This is a genomic window from Pseudochelatococcus contaminans (genome assembly GCF_014195635.1).
Classification (GTDB): domain Bacteria; phylum Pseudomonadota; class Alphaproteobacteria; order Rhizobiales; family Beijerinckiaceae; genus Pseudochelatococcus; species Pseudochelatococcus contaminans.
In genome coordinates this window covers 55,253-71,281 of sequence record NZ_JACICC010000004.1, presented here as the reverse complement: position 1 = coordinate 71,281, position 16,029 = coordinate 55,253, and the positions used below count along the sequence as shown (strand labels likewise).

At 58.3% G+C, this 16,029-nt stretch carries 15 protein-coding genes; 7 read left to right on the top strand and 8 right to left on the bottom strand.

The annotated features are described in order from the left end of the window. Positions 1-11 precede the first annotated feature (11 nt). Entirely contained in the window at positions 12-965 is a 954-nt protein-coding gene (locus FHS81_RS09005) for an alpha/beta hydrolase family protein (RefSeq protein WP_183752185.1), read from the bottom strand. Positions 966-1,041: 76 nt separating this feature from the next. On the opposite strand from FHS81_RS09005, the gene FHS81_RS09000 reads away from it, so the two are divergent. Continuing rightward, positions 1,042-1,611, top strand: coding sequence for a TetR family transcriptional regulator (locus FHS81_RS09000; protein WP_183752183.1), 570 nt, complete (start codon positions 1,042-1,044; stop codon positions 1,609-1,611). 48 nt (positions 1,612-1,659) lie between these two features. Here FHS81_RS09000 and FHS81_RS08995 read toward each other — a convergent pair whose 3' ends face one another. Together FHS81_RS08995 and lhgO are read right to left on the bottom strand one after the other, a co-directional pair. Beyond that, a complete protein-coding gene (locus FHS81_RS08995; RefSeq protein ID WP_183752181.1) occupies positions 1,660-2,973 on the bottom strand; it encodes an MFS transporter in 1,314 nt (437 codons plus the stop codon). A gap of 25 nt (positions 2,974-2,998) precedes the next feature. After that, positions 2,999-4,207, bottom strand: coding sequence for an L-2-hydroxyglutarate oxidase (lhgO, locus tag FHS81_RS08990; RefSeq protein WP_183752179.1), 1,209 nt, complete (start codon positions 4,205-4,207; stop codon positions 2,999-3,001). Here lhgO and FHS81_RS08985 point away from each other — a divergent pair. Continuing rightward, positions 4,206-5,222: a LysR family transcriptional regulator gene (locus tag FHS81_RS08985; protein ID WP_210281618.1), complete on the top strand. Its 1,017-nt coding sequence runs from the start codon at positions 4,206-4,208 to the stop codon at positions 5,220-5,222. The genes lhgO and FHS81_RS08985 overlap by 2 nt on opposite strands. A 202-nt stretch (positions 5,223-5,424) precedes the next feature. On the opposite strand, the gene FHS81_RS08980 is transcribed toward FHS81_RS08985, so the two are convergent. After that, positions 5,425-6,159 (bottom strand): outer membrane protein, encoded by a 735-nt coding sequence (locus tag FHS81_RS08980; protein WP_428982446.1) that lies wholly within the window; start codon positions 6,157-6,159, stop codon positions 5,425-5,427. Between the two features lie 700 nt (positions 6,160-6,859). Between FHS81_RS08980 and FHS81_RS08975 the strand changes: the two genes are divergently transcribed. Both FHS81_RS08975 and FHS81_RS08970 read left to right on the top strand, forming a co-directional pair. Further along, the gene (locus tag FHS81_RS08975) at positions 6,860-7,504 is read left to right on the top strand and encodes a TetR/AcrR family transcriptional regulator (RefSeq protein ID WP_343052460.1); all 645 of its coding nucleotides are present in this window, start codon (positions 6,860-6,862) and stop codon (positions 7,502-7,504) included. Between the two features lie 134 nt (positions 7,505-7,638). Then, positions 7,639-8,700 carry an AI-2E family transporter gene (locus FHS81_RS08970; protein ID WP_183752174.1) on the top strand — a complete coding sequence of 354 codons (1,062 nt, stop codon included), beginning with the start codon at positions 7,639-7,641 and terminating at the stop codon, positions 8,698-8,700. Positions 8,701-8,744: 44 nt separating this feature from the next. On the opposite strand, the gene FHS81_RS08965 is transcribed toward FHS81_RS08970, so the two are convergent. Beyond that, complete coding sequence (locus FHS81_RS08965; protein ID WP_183752172.1) at positions 8,745-9,332, bottom strand: TetR/AcrR family transcriptional regulator; 588 nt, start codon at positions 9,330-9,332, stop codon at positions 8,745-8,747. An 84-nt stretch (positions 9,333-9,416) separates the two neighbouring features. Between FHS81_RS08965 and FHS81_RS08960 the strand changes: the two genes are divergently transcribed. The 3 genes from FHS81_RS08960 to FHS81_RS08950 all read left to right on the top strand — a co-directional run bounded on the left by FHS81_RS08960 (position 9,417) and on the right by FHS81_RS08950 (position 13,869). After that, a complete protein-coding gene (locus FHS81_RS08960; protein WP_183752170.1) occupies positions 9,417-10,595 on the top strand; it encodes an MFS transporter in 1,179 nt (392 codons plus the stop codon). Between the two features lie 435 nt (positions 10,596-11,030). Beyond that, on the top strand, positions 11,031-12,140 hold the full coding sequence (locus FHS81_RS08955) for an ABC transporter substrate-binding protein (protein WP_183752168.1): 1,110 nt from the start codon (positions 11,031-11,033) through the stop codon (positions 12,138-12,140). 103 nt (positions 12,141-12,243) lie between these two features. Beyond that, the gene (locus tag FHS81_RS08950) at positions 12,244-13,869 is read left to right on the top strand and encodes a methyl-accepting chemotaxis protein (RefSeq protein WP_183752166.1); all 1,626 of its coding nucleotides are present in this window, start codon (positions 12,244-12,246) and stop codon (positions 13,867-13,869) included. Between the two features lie 89 nt (positions 13,870-13,958). Here FHS81_RS08950 and FHS81_RS08945 read toward each other — a convergent pair whose 3' ends face one another. The 3 genes from FHS81_RS08945 to FHS81_RS08935 all read right to left on the bottom strand — a co-directional run bounded on the left by FHS81_RS08945 (position 13,959) and on the right by FHS81_RS08935 (position 15,939). Then, on the bottom strand, positions 13,959-14,549 hold the full coding sequence (locus FHS81_RS08945; RefSeq protein ID WP_183752164.1) for a general stress protein: 591 nt from the start codon (positions 14,547-14,549) through the stop codon (positions 13,959-13,961). Positions 14,550-14,559: 10 nt separating this feature from the next. Next, complete coding sequence (locus FHS81_RS08940; RefSeq protein ID WP_183752162.1) at positions 14,560-14,886, bottom strand: PepSY domain-containing protein; 327 nt, start codon at positions 14,884-14,886, stop codon at positions 14,560-14,562. Between the two features lie 363 nt (positions 14,887-15,249). Then, entirely contained in the window at positions 15,250-15,939 is a 690-nt protein-coding gene (locus tag FHS81_RS08935; protein WP_183752160.1) for an FMN-dependent NADH-azoreductase, read from the bottom strand. Positions 15,940-16,029 lie beyond the last annotated feature (90 nt).

Below are 16,029 nucleotides of genomic sequence, written 5' to 3'. Positions count from 1 at the left end.
CGAAAGACGCGTCAGCCAGCCCCACGAGGTTTTGTGAACGGTTGAATGGGGATGACGTGGCGCGGCCACGGGTTGCGTCCGTCCCGCAGCCACAGCAAAGTATCGAGCCAGAATCCGGCGGCGTGGCTTTCGTGGAAAAGACTGAAATGGCCAATGGAGTCACGGCCGTAATCCGAGGGCTGCAACATGACGGCGGTGCGCTCCGCTCCCGTGTAGTAACCCAGCGTGCGCCGAATGGCCGGCTCGGTCGCGAATTCATCGTCAGAGACCGTGACCGCCAAAATCGGTGCCCTCACCGCCGACATGCTGTCCAGCACTGTCTGCCGCGCGGCGCGGGGATGGCTGCGCTCGAAACGCGGGCCACGGAAGCTCCATTCGTGGGCGACACCAGCCGGCAGATCCTCTAGCCAGCCCAGCCTGCGGCCGGGAAAATAGCCATACATCGCTGTCAGCATCGGCATGGCCACATGCCATTTTAGCAGCAGGCTCAGCCGTTGCCGGGAGGCGTAATCTCCCCACCATGCATATTGCGCCCCCACCGTCAGCATCCGGTTGATGGCGCCCGCGCCTTCCGCCAGCCCCGGCAAAAACCCGCCGATGCTGTGCCCCACCACCATCAACCTGTCACCGCGCCCCTGTTGCTGGGCCAATCGCAGAGCGGCGTCGAAGTCGCACTCGCCCCAATCGCGCCAGCGATAACCGCTGCTCCTCAGGCTTGCGGGGCGGGACAGGCCAATGCCGCGATAGTCGTATGTGAGCACATCGAACCCGTGCCGAACCAGGAAACGGGCGTAACGGTGATAGTACCGCGCCAGAACGCCAGTCGCCGGGTTGACGACAATTGTTCCGGCTGCTTTCGGGCTCTCCGCCCGCCACAGGTGCCCGCCAAGGCGAACGCCGTCGCGGCAGTCGATCTCTACCGGCTGCGCTTCCTGGATGGTTCGATGGTGCGTCAAATCGTTCATGTTGCAACCATAGATGCGCCGGCCGCGTGTGTATATTCACTGGTCAGTATACATCCGGGCATGATAGATGGCGGGCATGACGACAACGACCTTATCAACGCGCGATCGTATTATTCGGGCAGCCGGGAAATTATTTCATGCTGAGGGCATTCGCGCCGTCAGCGTCGATGCAGTGGCCGAAACGGCAGGGCTGACGAAACGGACGCTCTACTATCACTTTCGCAGCAAGGATGACCTGATCGCCGCCTATCTCGAAACCCGCGACCAGCCTAATCTGCTGCTGTTTCAACGCTGGTTCGCCGAAACGCCGGGAGACACGGCGGACAAGGTGGAAGGCATATTCCGGCAGCTCGCGGCGTCCGCACGGCATCCAAAATGGAAAGGCTGCGGATTTTTACGCACCTCGGTCGAACTCATCAACCTGCCGGGGCATCCGGCCATTGTAGCCGCCCGCGCGCACAAGAAGCGTGTTGAAGATTGGCTGTGTTCGGTTCTTGAGCAGGACAAGCCCCCGGAACACGCTCGCCGGCTGGCACGGCAAGTCATCCTGCTGTTGGATGGAGCCTTCGCCGTTGTGTTGCTGCACCGCGACCCGGGTTACATGGAAACCGCCGGCGAGGCGGCGGCGGAGTTGCTCAGGCAGTGATGCCTGCCCGAGCAACCTGATTTCAGCAGCGATTGAGCGCCGGATGTTTCAGTTTTTCCCGGTGCTGTATCGATATCCCTGATCGAAAAGGGCGGCGACGGTGACGAGCAATCCCGAGATAACCAGGATTATGACAACGCCGGTCGTCGAATTCGTCGGGGAGTTTGCGACCAGTGTCAAAGCACCGAGCGGAGCGAGACCGCCGGCAATCGCCGTACCGATTTCACGCGAGGTGCCGACACCCGTCGACCGGATGTAAACCGGGAACTGGCGGCTGAGAAACGACCCCTGCGGCGCGAACATCATTGGCGCAATAACGCCGGTGCCGATAATCAGGGCGAGGTAAACCGCCGTATCCTGCCCCGTCCCGAGCAGTGCCATGAACGGATAACCGAAAGCGCCTGCCAGCAAACCGCCGACAACAAGCACCGCGCGGCTGCTGTAACGATCGCAGAGCCAGCCGAATGTCGGCACGGCGAAGATGGCAATCAGGCTGGCGATGGTCACGGACAGCGAGGTCACGCTGGGCGACACGCCCTGGAACTGGGTCAGATAGGCCAGCGAGAACGTCTTGTAGATATAGCTGAGCGAATTGTAGCCGATAGCCAGCACGAACACCACGATGACGCTTGGCAGGCTTGTTGCGAACAGTTCCTTCAGCGACGCCCGCTTGTGCTCCTGCACGTTGGTCTGCGCGTATTCCGGCGTTTCCGGCAGCGAACGGCGAACCCAGACGCCGATGAACACAAGCGCGAAACTGAGAATGAAGGGAATGCGCCAGCCGCCGTTCAGCAGGAAGTCGTCTCCGAACATCGTCAAGGCGTAGATCGTCAAGGATGACAGCAACAGGCCGAGATTGAGCCCCAGCGCCGGCCATGCCCCTTGACGGCCCTTGCGGCTTTCGTCCGCGTGCTCATACGAGGTCACCGCCGCTCCCGCCAGTTCTGCCCCGGCGCCAAGCCCTTGCGCGATACGGAAAATCACCAGCAAAACCGGCGCCCACAGGCCGATCATGTCATAGGACGGGATCAGGCCGATACAGGCCGTGCAAATGCCCATCAAGGCAAAGGTATAAGCAAGCATGCGCTTGCGGCCGAGCTTGTCGCCGAGGTATCCGAAGAAAATGCCGCCGAAGGGCCGCGCGATGAAGCCGATGGCAAAGGTGGAAAACGCCGCAAGCCCGGCAGCATTCGGATCGCTGTTATCGAAAAAGACGCGGGCAAATATGATCGATGCCATGGTGGCGTACAAATAAAAGTCGTACCATTCGAGCATCGATCCGACGATGGTCGCCACGGCAACCTTGCGGTTGCGCTTCTTGGCTTCGGCGGGTGTTTCTTTAACGGGTGTTGCTGTCTGCATTATTGTTTCCTCCAGTTTATATTTTTCAGTTGAAATCGAGCACTTCCCTCACGATGTATTCGGCAATGGCCATCGAGGATGTCGCCCCCGGCGATGGCGCGTTGCGGATGTGCGTGATGCGGCCGCTGCGGCGGATCACGAAGTCGTCGACAAGCTGGCCGTCCTGGCGCATGGCCTGGGCGCGGATACCGCGCACCGCTGGCTTGACCGAAACCGTGGCGAGAGAGGGGACGTATTTCGCGGCCTCCCTGACGAAGGTCGCCTTGCTGACAACGGTTTTCAGCTCGCGCAGCGTCACCGCCATGTTGCGGGCGGCGAACTTCCAGAAACCGGGGTAGCCGATGAAGTCCGCGACATCGCGCAGATTGATTCCGTCTCCGGAATAATTCTCCCGCCCCAATGAGATGAAAGCGTTGGGGCCGATCGTCATTTCACCGTCGATCCGCTTGGTGAAGTGCACGCCGAGGAACGGATAACGCGGATCGGGAACGGGATAGATCAATCCTTTGACATGCTCGCGGAAAGCCGGATCGATGACGTAATACTGGCCGAAGAACGGCACGATGCGTGGATCGTCTTCATCGCCAGACGCTGTGGCCAGCCTGTCTGACTGAAGGCCAGAACACGCGATCACGCGGTCGAACGGCGTGTCATTCAGTGGGCCGGCCTCCCCTTCGACATAGACGCCATCCGCACTTTCCCGCAGGCGCGCAACGGGGCTGCTCAAGCGAATAGTCGCCCCCCATTCCTGAATTTCCTCGGCAATGCGCCGGGCTATCGCGCCATAACTGACAATCGCCGTATGCGGCGAATGCAGCGCCTTGATGCCGATGCAATTCGGCTCGATCTCATGCATTTCGCCAGCATCGATCAGACGAACATCCGGAACGCCATTGGCGATGGATTTGCGATAGATCGCGTCGAGCCGCGGCAGTTCTTCGGACTCCAGCGCCACAACAAGTTTGCCGCATGCGTCATAGGGCAGGTTTTGTGCGGCGCAATACTCGCGCACAAGCTGTATGCCGCGCGTGCAGAGGCGCGCTTTCAGACCGCCGGGCTCGTAATAGAGACCGGCGTGTACAACACCCGAATTATGGCTGGACTGATGTTGCGCAACCTCGGATTCTTTTTCGAATACCGTTAGCTGAACATCCGGGTGATCGATCAGAAGCTGGCGTGCAACGGATAATCCGTTGATCCCGGCCCCGATGACGGCAATGCGCCGGACAGTCATGCATTCCTCCCTGCCCTTCGACAATTTTCTTGATGTATCGATCAACTCGATTGTGAGCTTGAATAAAAGTGATTTTTATGGAATATTTTTATTCGATTATATCGAACATATAGAGTCCACAATGACGTTGAAGCAACTTGAGGCATTTTATTGGTGTGCAACGTGCTCAAGCTTCGCTATTGCGGCTGACAGGTTGAATATCGCCGTATCATCACTATCAAAGCGGATTTCTGAACTTGAAGAATCACTCAATACCACGCTCTTTAACCGCTCTGGGCAGCGAGCGACGTTAACGGATACGGGCGTTAGACTTCTTCCGCGCGTGATCGAGCTGCTTGAGAACATGAACGACCTCAAGAACCAGGCCACGCAGCTGTCGACATTGACCGGGCGTTGCGTCTTCGGAATCGGCGAGTTGACGGCGTTGACGTGGCTTCCGTATCTCATTGCGAAAGCGCGGCTGGCGCACCCTGAACTGATGCTGAACGCCTATGTCGATGTCGGTGCGGTCTTGCAGGAGCGGCTGGAACGAGGGGAAATTGACTTTGCCGTCGTGGCCGGGCGCTCCTCGCGGCCCGGCATTGTATCGGAACCGTTGGTCACGTGCGATTTTGCGTGGATGGCGTCGCCAGCGATTCACGCGCGCAACGCCTCCTGCGCCGATTTGCTCGCCGACGGCGTGCCCCTCGTCGCGTTGCCGCCGTCTGCAGGAACCACGCGGCTGATCGACGACTGGCTGACGGCACATCGCGTCACCCGTTTCGAGCGCATAAGCTGCAATAACTGGGGAGCTGTGGCCGGCATGCTGACACTATCGGTCGGCGTGGGAATCATCCCGGAAAGTTGGGCTGCCAAATTTGCTGAAAGCGGGCAGTTGGTCCGCCTTCAGGACACGGTTCCGCTGGCATCGCTGACATACACATTTCAGTCGCGTCGCGGAGATACCCGGCCACTGATTCAGACAATGCGCGATCACACAGCGGCCGTCGCGGATTTTTCACTCGCGGCAACCTGATAGGTGTTTGCGTCCAAATAACCTTATGCGGCTGCTTTATGACGATGGTGAGCAAGCCCATACTGACCTGCCAAGCTTGGCGTTGACCCAGAAAGGTCGCGCCGTCTGTCACATGCAAAAACGCAGGCCAGCGGGATCTCTCCCGGGCCTGCGTTTTATTCATATCAACAATTCAAGACATCAAACCCTTTTGGGTCTGAAATCAGAACGTGTTGAACTTGTAGTTCAGACCAGCGCGGACGACGCCGAACTCGTTGTCCTTGCGGCTGTTGTTGACGACCGGCACGAAGTAGTTGCGGTTTTCCTTGCCGAGGTTGACATACAGACCTTCGATGCGGGCCGTGATGTTGTCGGTGAAGGCGTACTCAACACCACCGCCGACGGTCCAGCCGGTGCGGGTGTCGTTGCTCTGCGAGTAGTACACGCCGTTGTACACGAAGTTGTTGTCGTTGCCACCGCCGCCATAGGCGAAACCACCCGTGGCGTAGATCAGGGCGCGGTCAATGGCGAAACCGACGCGGGCGCGGACGGTGCCGAACCACTCGATGCCGTTGGAGGAATTGGAAGCGAATCCGGTATAGGCCCAGCCGTTATTCTTGTTCTTCAGGTCGGCATAGTTGATGTCGGCCTCGGCACCGATAACGAACTGGTTGATCTGGTAATTATAACCGATCTGACCACCGCCGGTGAAGCCGCCGTCATTGCTGCTGGACCCATAGAACGTGTTGTTGTTGTTGTCGTTGGCGTTCCACGCATAACCTGCGTTCACACCGACGTAGAAGCCGGTCCATGTGAATGCGGGAGCGGCATAGACCGGAGCAACAGGCTCAACCTGACGGCTGGGAAGATCGGCCGCGAAAGCAGCACCCGATGCGAGCAGGCCGGTGGCCACGACGCCGCCGATCAGAACCTTCTTCATTTCGAAAACCTGTTTCATGAGTTACCTCCATTAACTATCGGCCCGGCGGAGTAACCTCTTGCGAAGCAACCTCCGGGCAACCATGACGCCCCTGCAACCAGAGAGCGCGTAGGACAGCGCGGCAAAGACCCCCTATGGACATGCCCACGCCCCGGAATCAAAGGGGCCGGGCCATATTGGCTTTCTTCAGCGTGTCACCCCGCTTTTCAGTCGGCGTAGCTTATGAACTACATCAATATTCACGCCCCATCAACGCCTGATGACCGCCGCGTCGCTGATATGTGATTTTGCGCACAACAAAGTTCAGACGCCATTTTTTTGCCTCTTTTGGCGGATGGCGGCCTGGTACAGGGGATAAATTCACTCGATCGAACCGTTAATGCATTTTTAATACTGTAGAGCATTATCCGCAATGAACCGATGCGGTGGTTCATTTATATTTCTTCTATTCCTCCTGCATGCTCGCAGGGTATGAATGCACCATCCTCCGATACAAGAAAATCTGTGGCGTCAGTGTCGCTGCATCCGCCACCTGTACGCGATGATACCTGTGTATCCTCTGGGGTGATGGATATTTGAACGTTTCATGCATATTTTTGTTGTTTATTGTTGTGTATAGTGCATCCAACATTTGGACATCTGTCTGTGAATGTCATATTCATCATGATGAATGTGCATGATACGAAATGAGCATCAACAATATTGATCTATCAGCCGCATGTTTCGAGGGGAAACAATGAGGAGGCAGATTATTCGTTCGGCATCGAACGACACGACACGGGACCGGATTTTGAAGGCCGCCATGTTGCGTTTTTCCACGCAATCCTATGAAGAAACGGGTTTGCGCGAGATTGCCGCCGACGTCGGTATCGACATGGCCTACGTTCATCGCTCGTTCGGGTCCAAGGAAAAACTGTTCTATGAAACGGTCAAGGCGGCCTGCCGACCGGATTTTATTTCCACGGACAGCGCAGAAGAACAGGCCAGCGCGCTGGCGCAGGGAATTCTTGACGACAGGGGCGAGAATGAGATTCGCCCGTTTGACATTCTCGTCCACTCCTTCTCCAGCCCCGGTGCTGCCGGCGTCCTTCGCAAGGTACTGGCCGACAACTTCATCGCGCCGCTTCTCAATCAGCACCCGGGTTTGACGGAGCAGCGGGCGGCGCTGCTCGCCGCAGTGCTGACCGGAATCGGTGTCATGCGGGAAGTCATTCGGGTCGAACCGCTTCAACACGATAAAGGTGGGGAGGTCGAAGATCTGATCGCACGCCTCATTACGGGCTTGCTGAAGCCGGATGACGCGGCTGCATGCGCCGAAGGCACAATGCATACAAGCGAGCCGTGCTATCGCGACTGCGGTTGATGGACGGGCATTGCTTCGTCAGTTTTCCGACATTCCATTGAAACCTGGCGGTGCTATAACGCTCTGATGCAATGCGCTTTCCCCGGTGCGGCCGGCGCCGGCAGCTTCCATGTACCGCAAACGAATGGCTTCCTATGTCCAAGGGAACTGTAGAAACGTTCAGCTTCATCGCCGTCGTCGTCATCGTGACGGCGGCATTCATCTGGCTTTTGATGCCATACTACAGCGCTATCCTGTGGGCTGTCATACTGGCGATTCTGTTCAACCCGTTGCAGGTGAAGCTGGAGCGTTGGCTCGGTGGAAGGCGAAACATCGCGGCTGGCATCAGCATGCTGGCCTGCATCTGCATCGTCGTGATTCCCGTTTCCGCGATTCTGGCGTCGATCGGTCAGGAGGCCACGAGCATTTATATGCGGATGAGTACGCGAGAACTCAATCTCAGCCAGATTATCGCCAACATTCACAACGCCCTGCCCCCCTTTGTGCATCATGGTATCGAGGCGTTGAATCTGGGTAACCTGGCGGAAATCCAGAACAGGTTGACGACGATGGCCTTGCAGGCCAGCCAGATGGCGGCCACGCGGGCCGTGGCGATCGGCCAGAACACGGCGCAGTTCATCGTTGGTCTGGGTATCATGTTGTATCTGTTGTTTTTTCTGTTCCGCGACAACAGGCAGCTGATCTCCGTCATCCGCACCGCCAGCCCACTGAATCAGCAGTACACCGACCACATCCTGAACAAGTTTGCCTCCGTGGTCGAGGCAACAGTGAAGGGCAACATCATTATCGCGGCGATTCAGGGCACCATCGGCGGTGTTGCATTCTGGTTTCTGGATATTCAGGCTGCCATGCTGTGGGGCGTGGTCATGGCGGTGCTGTCGCTGCTGCCGGCGGTCGGCGCCTCGCTGGTGTGGGTGCCGGCTTCAGCCATTCTGTTTTTCTCCGGTGACTATATCAGAGGCGGAATCCTGTTCCTGATCGGCCTGTTCGTCATCAGCGTCATCGACAATCTGCTCCGGCCCACGCTTGTAGGCAAGGGCACGCGCCTGCCCGATTATCTGATCTTTATTTCCACTGTCGGCGGCATATGGCTTTTCGGCATGAACGGCCTTGTCATCGGCCCGCTGATCGCAGCGCTGTTCGTTTCCGTGTGGTCGCTCTTCGGCAACAGCCCGTGGCATTCCACGAAGGAATGATGCCGTCGGGGTCCGCGAGACATGGCCTCGGCGCTATGAATGCGTCAAGGCTTCGCGGCAAGACGACGGGCCGCCTTCATGACTGAAGCGCGCCGACGCGCGCGTTCAGCGCCGGTGTCCGGGCCGGTCAGCATCCGCGCCACCTGCGGCACGGCCGACCACCAACTTGCGAGGCCAAGCACGATAAACGCGAGATGATCGGCATCGAATGCCGCCGTGATCGCCCCATGCTGCTGGCCTTCGGCTACAGCCTTGGTTTTGTAGCCATAATACTCGCGCCGAAGCTCCTCGTCCGGCACTTCGCTGTCAAAGATCAGCCCCTCCCAGCGCAACAAACGACCAAGCTCCGGGTGCTCGCAATGATAGTCGAAGCAACGGCCGGCATAATCGCCGATATCGTCATTGGCGAAAGACGTCACCGGCACCGCCAGAGCGACCTTCGCCAGTTCACCGCGCAAAACAGTGGAAAACAGCGCGCGCTTGTCGCCGAAGTAATTGTAGACGCGCTCCTTGTTCACGCCCGCCAGCTTCGCGATCCGCTCAATGGTGGTCGCATCAGGGCCATGACGCGCGAATTCAGTGACCGCAGCCGCCAGAATCTTCTGTTTGGTGCCTTCGATGTCCCAGGCCATCGCCTTTCCCCTCATGGTTGAGGATTGATTTCGCGTCAATCCGGCATTACTGTCAACTCCAACGTTGACGTTGTAGATTCGCATATGACCTCGACCGATTTTGCGTCAGGACGGCTGGCGACGGGGCTGCTTGTGTTCACTGCCTTGTTCGTTCTCACCCAGCTTTATCTCGCCATTCCGCTCGCCGGGCCTGTTGCCGCCGACCTGGGCGGCGCGGGAGCGGACTTTGCGCTCGCCACCGTGTTCAGCCTGTTCTATGCCGTCGGCTTCCTGATTTGGGGGCCGGTTTCCGATCATTGGGGGCGCAAGCGGGTCATGGCGCCCGGCGTCATCGTTCTGGCAGTCGCCACAGTCGCATGTGCGGCAGCGCCGAACCTCGGCTGGCTGGCGGTGCTTCGCGGCGCTCAGGGAGTGGTGGCGTCGAGCTTCGCGCCAATCGCGCTTGCGTGGTTGACGGAGGCGCTTCCACCACAGCGGCGGGCGACCGCCATCGGGGCCATGTCGACAGCATTTCTCGTCGCTGGCATCTTCGGGCAGGTTCTGGCGTCGGCAGTGGCGCTTTGGCTGGATTGGCGCTGGGTCTTCATCATTACGGGTGTGACACTGCTCGGCGCGGGCGTACTCATCTGGCTGATCGTTGACGAGCCGGTTAATGACCGCCCCCCGGCGCACCTCGGTCAACGCTTCGCCGGACTGCTGAAACTCGCCGCACAGCCACGCATCATGTTGCTCTGTTGCGCTCACATCACGCTGCTGCTGTCTTTCGTGGCTATGTATAGCGCACTGGGGCCGCATCTTGCCGGGCTCGGCTTCGATCCTTCGGGCATCATTGCCCTGCGCATGGTTGGACTGCCCGGCATGTTCGCCGCACTATCAGTGGGATGGCTTGCCACACAGATCGGCATGGCCGGAGTGGCGCGCGCAGGCTTCCTGATGGCGGCAGCCGGACTTGCGACAGAAGCGGCTTTGGCCAACACACTGGCCGGGATCGCTTTCGGCAGTCTGATCTTTGTCACCGGCGTCGCGCTGGCTGTGCCGTCGATGATTACGCTGTTCGGCACTGCTGCCGCCCCCAACCGCGCAGGCGGCATGTCGTTGAACGGATTCGTTCTTTTCATTGGCGCGAGTATCGGTCCGCTGGCGGCATCCGCAGCGTCCGGCTTTCAGATTCTCCTCATCCTGCTGGCGTTTGCCCTCTCGATGGCGGCCTTGTGCGTCCTGGCCTTTGCCCGCATCCAGCACCGAATGTCCCCACCCGCATGAATGGAAGCATCCCAAAGAATGATGAATAAATAAAAACGACATTATTACTTAAATAAATGCCACATACCTAAACATAATAAAGAAAAAATCGATAAAACAAGTAAATAAAGTGACAGTTTTGTAAAATATATATTTCTATTACGCAAATAAATAAATATAATCATGTAGATATATATGTTGACTTTCATTGAGGAAGTGCATAAATTTCAGGCGCATATAATAAATATAGCCGCCAAATTTCACTTCGTAGTTTTTCCCTGTTTGATGAGTGTTATTTACTTTAAGGCATGAGTTTCTTTAAGCATGAGTTTCTTGCGTCAGCAACATTCTTGATGCCTCTCAATTAGAGCAGGGAATTTAGCGCTCTAGTCTATCAGTTTGACTATTTAATTCATTTGAAAGCCTCCCGGGGTAGGCCGGGACGCGGAGGATACCATGAAAGCCATTTTCTCCACTTTCGCCACGCTTGCTTTTCTGGCCGCGACGCCTGTTCAGGCTGGTGAGTTTTCCGTCGTCTTCATCAATCCCGGCAATGGCACGTCGTTCTGGGGCAACGTCGCCGGAACCATGCAGGCCGCCGCGAACGATCTCGACATCGATCTGGAAATCATCCACACCGCCGACGAGAGCACATCCCGCGACCGTTTCAGCGCCTCGAAGGCCGCGAAGGATGTCGCCTCGCGTGACAAGAAACCCGACATCGCGGTCATCGTCAACGAGCAGGGACAGGGGCCGGAACTGCTTGACACGCTTAACAAGGCTGGCATCAAGACGTTCTTCCTGGCGAGCAAGCTGACGGACGAACAGGAAGCCAAGACTGGCAAGGCCCGCAAGGACATCCCTAACCTGATCGGCTCGCTCACGCCCGACTATGAAGTCGCGGGTTATGAAATGGCGCAGTCGCTGATCACCGCTGCCAAAGCGTCCGGCAAGGACAAGGACGGCATTTCGATCCTCGCCCTTCTCGGCGATACGGCGACACCTGCTGCGACCGAGCGCGAGGATGGCCTGAAGCGTGCCGTTGCGGAAGAGCCTTCGGCGAAAATCGTCCGCGCGATTTCCGTTTACTGGAAGCGCGACACCGCCAAGGAGCGCGTCTCCGCATTCCTCGACCGCGAGAAGGCGGACGGAATCTGGGCGGCCAACGACCCCATCGCTTTCGGCGCCATGGATGCAGCACGGGAAAAGGGCCTGAAGCCCGGCACGGACATCAGCGTCGTGGGCCTCAACTGGTCGACGGATGCGCAGAAAGCCGTGAAGGCCGGTGAGATGACGCTGACCCACGGCGGCCATCTGTTCGGCGGTGCGTGGGCCATGGTGCTGCTCTACGATTATTTCAACGGCAAGGATTTCGCAGCCGGCGACAATCCCGACGTGAAATATCTGATGTCGGCGATAACGAGCGAGAACGTGGACGAATTCCTCACCAAGCTTGGCAACGAGGACTGGGAGAGCATCGACTTCTCCAAATTCTCCAAGGTCAAAGCCGGAGTGACGGACTACACCTTCTCCGCCGACGCTATCCTTGCCGCTATCGGCAACTGACACAGCCTTGTCGACCGGGGGATGCCGTTCACGCGGCATCCCCGGGTCGTCTTTCTCAGCCGGGCTGTCAGGCGTCGTTTTGGGAGTGGCGGAGGTTTCACCCGTGAAATTCTGGCAATCGATCAAGTTCAAGACGGTGGTGCCGGTTGTCGCTGTCGTGACCGTAGCTTTCGTAGGGTTCTCCGCCCTCAATCTGACGCAGCGCATCAACCATCTTCTGGAGTCCTTCCGTTCCGAGATCGGTCTCAGCGCGGTGATGGCGCACCAGCCGCTCGGCAATGCCATCTTCGAGTTCAATGGAGATCTCGCCGCGACCATTTTGTCGCCGCTGTCCGCCAATCCGAATTTTGCCTGGGCGGTCGTGCTGGAGCCAAACGGCGCCATATTCGCATCTATCGACGCAGAAGATGTAGATGCCGAAGCAGAGCTGAAGGCCATCGGAATCAATGTCCTCGCCGATAATACGAGTGATACGGTGCAGTTTCGTTCAACAGACAGGTTCGAGATCGGTTCATTGTCGGTTGTCCGCGACGGCATGGAAATCGGCGATGTCGTGATCGCCTTCGACCGCTCGGCGGTGAGCGATGCGCGCAATGAAACGCTGATGGTCACCGCAGCGCTCACTGTCGGCACGATCGGGATCGTTTGCCTGACGCTGATCGGCCTGCTTGGCCGCATCACCGGGCAGATCCGCCGGTTGTGCGCAACCATGGTGACGCTGGTCAAGGGCGATCTCGCCGCCAACATCCCTTACACCGAGCGCACGGACGAGATGGGCGAGATGGCCCGCACCCTCACCGTCTTCCGCGACAACGCCCGCCGGCAGCTTGAGATGGAAGCCGAACGGCGCGAGGACTTCGAAAAGAGACGCAAGCGCCAGATTTTCGTTGAGGATCTCGTTTTCGGCTTCAGAGACGATACCGCCAGCCTTCTCAAGCCTGTGGCGGACAGCGCGCAGACGATGGCCTCCGTTTCCGGCACCTTGCTCAAGGTCTCTGCCGGCTCTCAGGCGCGCACGACGTCGGTCGCCGTTGCGACCGAGCAAGTCAATATGAACGCCCAGACCGTGGCTTCGGCGGTGGAGGAATTGTCGGCCTCCATATCCGAAATCTCCGCGCAGGTAACGCGGACCAGCTCCATCGTCAGCGATGCCAACACGCGAACGAGCAGCGCCAACGATCAGGTCGGCAGACTCGCTCATTCGGCACAGCGGATCGGTTCCGTGGTCGACCTTATCCGGGAAATCACCGAACAGACTAATCTTCTTGCGCTCAATGCAACAATCGAGGCTGCCCGTGCTGGCGAGGCAGGACGAGGATTTGCGGTGGTGGCAACGGAGGTCAAGAACCTTGCCGGCCAGACAGCACGTGCTACGGAAGAGATTATTGCCCAGATCGGCGTGATACAGTCCGACAGCGCCGCTACCGTCAGCATCATTCAGGACATCGCCCAGGTAATGGACGAAGTGAACACATACACGACGTCAATCATGAGTGCACTCAGCCAGCAGGGAGGCGCCACCAATGCCATCTCCACTGCCGTACACGAGGTGGCTGTCGGCACGCGCGATATCGCAGTTGACATGAGTTCCGTGAAAACGGACGTTGAAGAAACCGCAACATCGGCCGCTCACGTCGCGCAGGCATCGAAGCAGATGGGCGAAAATGCCGGCAAGCTTACCGCCAGCATCGACACGTTCCTGGCAAAGGTGCTGGAGCCGGAAGAGTAATATAAAAGCTTATGCCGCGCTTCCGTTTGAAAACGGAGGCGCGGCATGCGTTTTAGGTTATCAGAGAGGTTCTATTACTCGTCGTCGGATTATACCTGACGATACCTGTCGCGCAGACGCTGGCGCTCTTCGGCGGAGTACGGAGGAGCTGCCTCGTCGAAGCGGGTCCAGCCCTCATCCTCATACAGGCGGCGACGGGCGACGGGATCCACCACGTTCGAACGCTGAAGAATGCTGGTCGCGATATCGACGTGGCTTTCGTTGACACGAGCGATCACAACCGTACCACCGCGACGCAGGCTTTCGGCATAAAACTCCGCTTCCTGCTCGGGAACACCGGAGTCCGTCAGCGCGCCGATAATTCCGCCCGCTGCGCCACCAACTGCGGCGCCTGCGGCGGCACCGGCGAGAGTTGCGGCAAGCCAACCGGCTGCCACGACCGGGCCGACGCCGGGAATGGCCACGAGGCCGAGCCCTGCGAGAAGGCCACCAGCTCCGCCGGCGACCGCGCCGATGCCGGCACCCGTGCCTGCGCCTTCGGCAGCGAGATTGCCGTTATCGACAGTCTCGTTGTTGGAAATGATGCTGATGTCGGAGGATGCGACGCCGGCTTCTTCAAGTGCATCGACTGCACGGCGAGCGTCATCGTAGTTATCGAAAAGTCCGGTTACCGTTGTCATCATATCCTCCTTACTGCTCAACCACATTGCCCTGATAATCAAGGCCGACGTTCACGACCTGACCGCCCTTCGTGGCGGTTCCGCGCCAGATGCCATTGGAGTCGAGCGCCAGAGCGCTGACATCTGCATAACCGGCATCGGCGATACGATCGCGTGCCTGTGTCTCGGTGAAGCTGTTCTCGCCTGCCACGAGCGCTTTGCGATCCGGCGTGGCGGGTGCGAGCAGCGGCGCAGTCCCGGTTTCCGTGGATGGCGAGGGGGCTGGCGTAGGCTGCTGCGCGAACGCGGCAACGGACCCCAATGAAATCGCGGCGACAGTCAGGAATATCTTTTTCATTGTTTCGCTCCTTTCCGATGCGATCAGCGATCGCTTGAACAGAAAATGCAAAACGAAACGGATGGTTCCACGTAAAGTCGGATAATAATTTAAATACAATTATGGATCGTGTTTTATGATTCACGATGATACAACACGTTATCGCCGCATATCAGGCGATATACGGCGATAAAGAAGACCATTATTACCGGCTTGCAGCTCATAAGCATTGTTTTGCTTCGGCGCTACAAACGGCTGGAGATGCGTTACGATAGGCATCGTTATCGCATATCGGACATATATAGCGCTTCAATGCTTGGCCGGGCTCAAACGTTCCATGCCGCAAGCGCGGCAGCCGGTGACCGCAAACGACGTGGCTATGGGTTATGACGCCCTGCCCCTCTGGCCCACCAGTTCGTCGGCGAGACGGTCGACGGCGCTTTCCGCGCTGCTGATGGATGCGGCAAGGCGTTCATCCGCGAACTCGTCGTATTCGATGCCGATCGAGCGGCTTTCCGTCAATCCAATGTAGGCCATCGGTACCGTGATGCCGCGCTCGACGAGATTCATATGGTCAAGCCGCCCGCCCGGATCGTAGCCGTAATCGCCCCGCGCGCCGAGTATGACGAGTTGCTTGCCTTGTGGAAGCATGGGCCAGTAAGGCTCACCTTCTCGGCCCCGGTCGAAGCCGAACGTAAGCCCGACACGCACGACATTATCGATCCATGCCTTGAGCTGGGCGGGAACACCGAAATTGTACATCGGCGCGCCAACCACCAGAATGTCGGCGCGCAGCAATTCCGCAACCAGTGCATCGCTTTCCACCAAGCGCTGCGTTGCCGCTGCATCCCGGCGCTGCGGCGGGGTGAAGGCGGCGGCAATCCATTCACCGCTAACCGCTGAAGGCGGGTTCTGCCCGACATCACGATATGTGACGACATCGGCCGGGCGCGCAGCCTGCCAGCGTTCCACGAAACGATGCGTCAAGCGGCGCGTGTGCGATCCCCTCGGATCGGTTCCCGAACGGCCAGCGCGGGCGCTGGCATCGATATGCAGCAGATGCTGAATCGGCATGACAATCTCCGTGAGTATGAGAATGAAAAATTCATGCGACACCGTCGCTTGTCAGCAGGTTTGGCATTATGATTTAACGAAGACAAAGGC

What these genes read in the sequence shown, in the direction of transcription:
- FHS81_RS09005 (WP_183752185.1), bottom strand. Translation starts at nt 965, where the DNA reads ATGAACGATTTGACGCACCATCGAACCATCCAGGAAGCGCAGCCGGTA.
- FHS81_RS09000 (WP_183752183.1), top strand. Translation starts at nt 1,042, where the DNA reads ATGACGACAACGACCTTATCAACGCGCGATCGTATTATTCGGGCAGCC.
- FHS81_RS08995 (WP_183752181.1), bottom strand. Translation starts at nt 2,973, where the DNA reads ATGCAGACAGCAACACCCGTTAAAGAAACACCCGCCGAAGCCAAGAAG.
- FHS81_RS08985 (WP_210281618.1), top strand. Translation starts at nt 4,206, where the DNA reads ATGCATTCCTCCCTGCCCTTCGACAATTTTCTTGATGTATCGATCAAC.
- lhgO (WP_183752179.1), bottom strand. Translation starts at nt 4,207, where the DNA reads ATGACTGTCCGGCGCATTGCCGTCATCGGGGCCGGGATCAACGGATTA.
- FHS81_RS08980 (WP_428982446.1), bottom strand. Translation starts at nt 6,159, where the DNA reads ATGAAACAGGTTTTCGAAATGAAGAAGGTTCTGATCGGCGGCGTCGTG.
- FHS81_RS08975 (WP_343052460.1), top strand. Translation starts at nt 6,860, where the DNA reads ATGTTTCGAGGGGAAACAATGAGGAGGCAGATTATTCGTTCGGCATCG.
- FHS81_RS08970 (WP_183752174.1), top strand. Translation starts at nt 7,639, where the DNA reads ATGTCCAAGGGAACTGTAGAAACGTTCAGCTTCATCGCCGTCGTCGTC.
- FHS81_RS08965 (WP_183752172.1), bottom strand. Translation starts at nt 9,332, where the DNA reads ATGGCCTGGGACATCGAAGGCACCAAACAGAAGATTCTGGCGGCTGCG.
- FHS81_RS08960 (WP_183752170.1), top strand. Translation starts at nt 9,417, where the DNA reads ATGACCTCGACCGATTTTGCGTCAGGACGGCTGGCGACGGGGCTGCTT.
- FHS81_RS08955 (WP_183752168.1), top strand. Translation starts at nt 11,031, where the DNA reads ATGAAAGCCATTTTCTCCACTTTCGCCACGCTTGCTTTTCTGGCCGCG.
- FHS81_RS08945 (WP_183752164.1), bottom strand. Translation starts at nt 14,549, where the DNA reads ATGACAACGGTAACCGGACTTTTCGATAACTACGATGACGCTCGCCGT.
- FHS81_RS08940 (WP_183752162.1), bottom strand. Translation starts at nt 14,886, where the DNA reads ATGAAAAAGATATTCCTGACTGTCGCCGCGATTTCATTGGGGTCCGTT.
- FHS81_RS08935 (WP_183752160.1), bottom strand. Translation starts at nt 15,939, where the DNA reads ATGCCGATTCAGCATCTGCTGCATATCGATGCCAGCGCCCGCGCTGGC.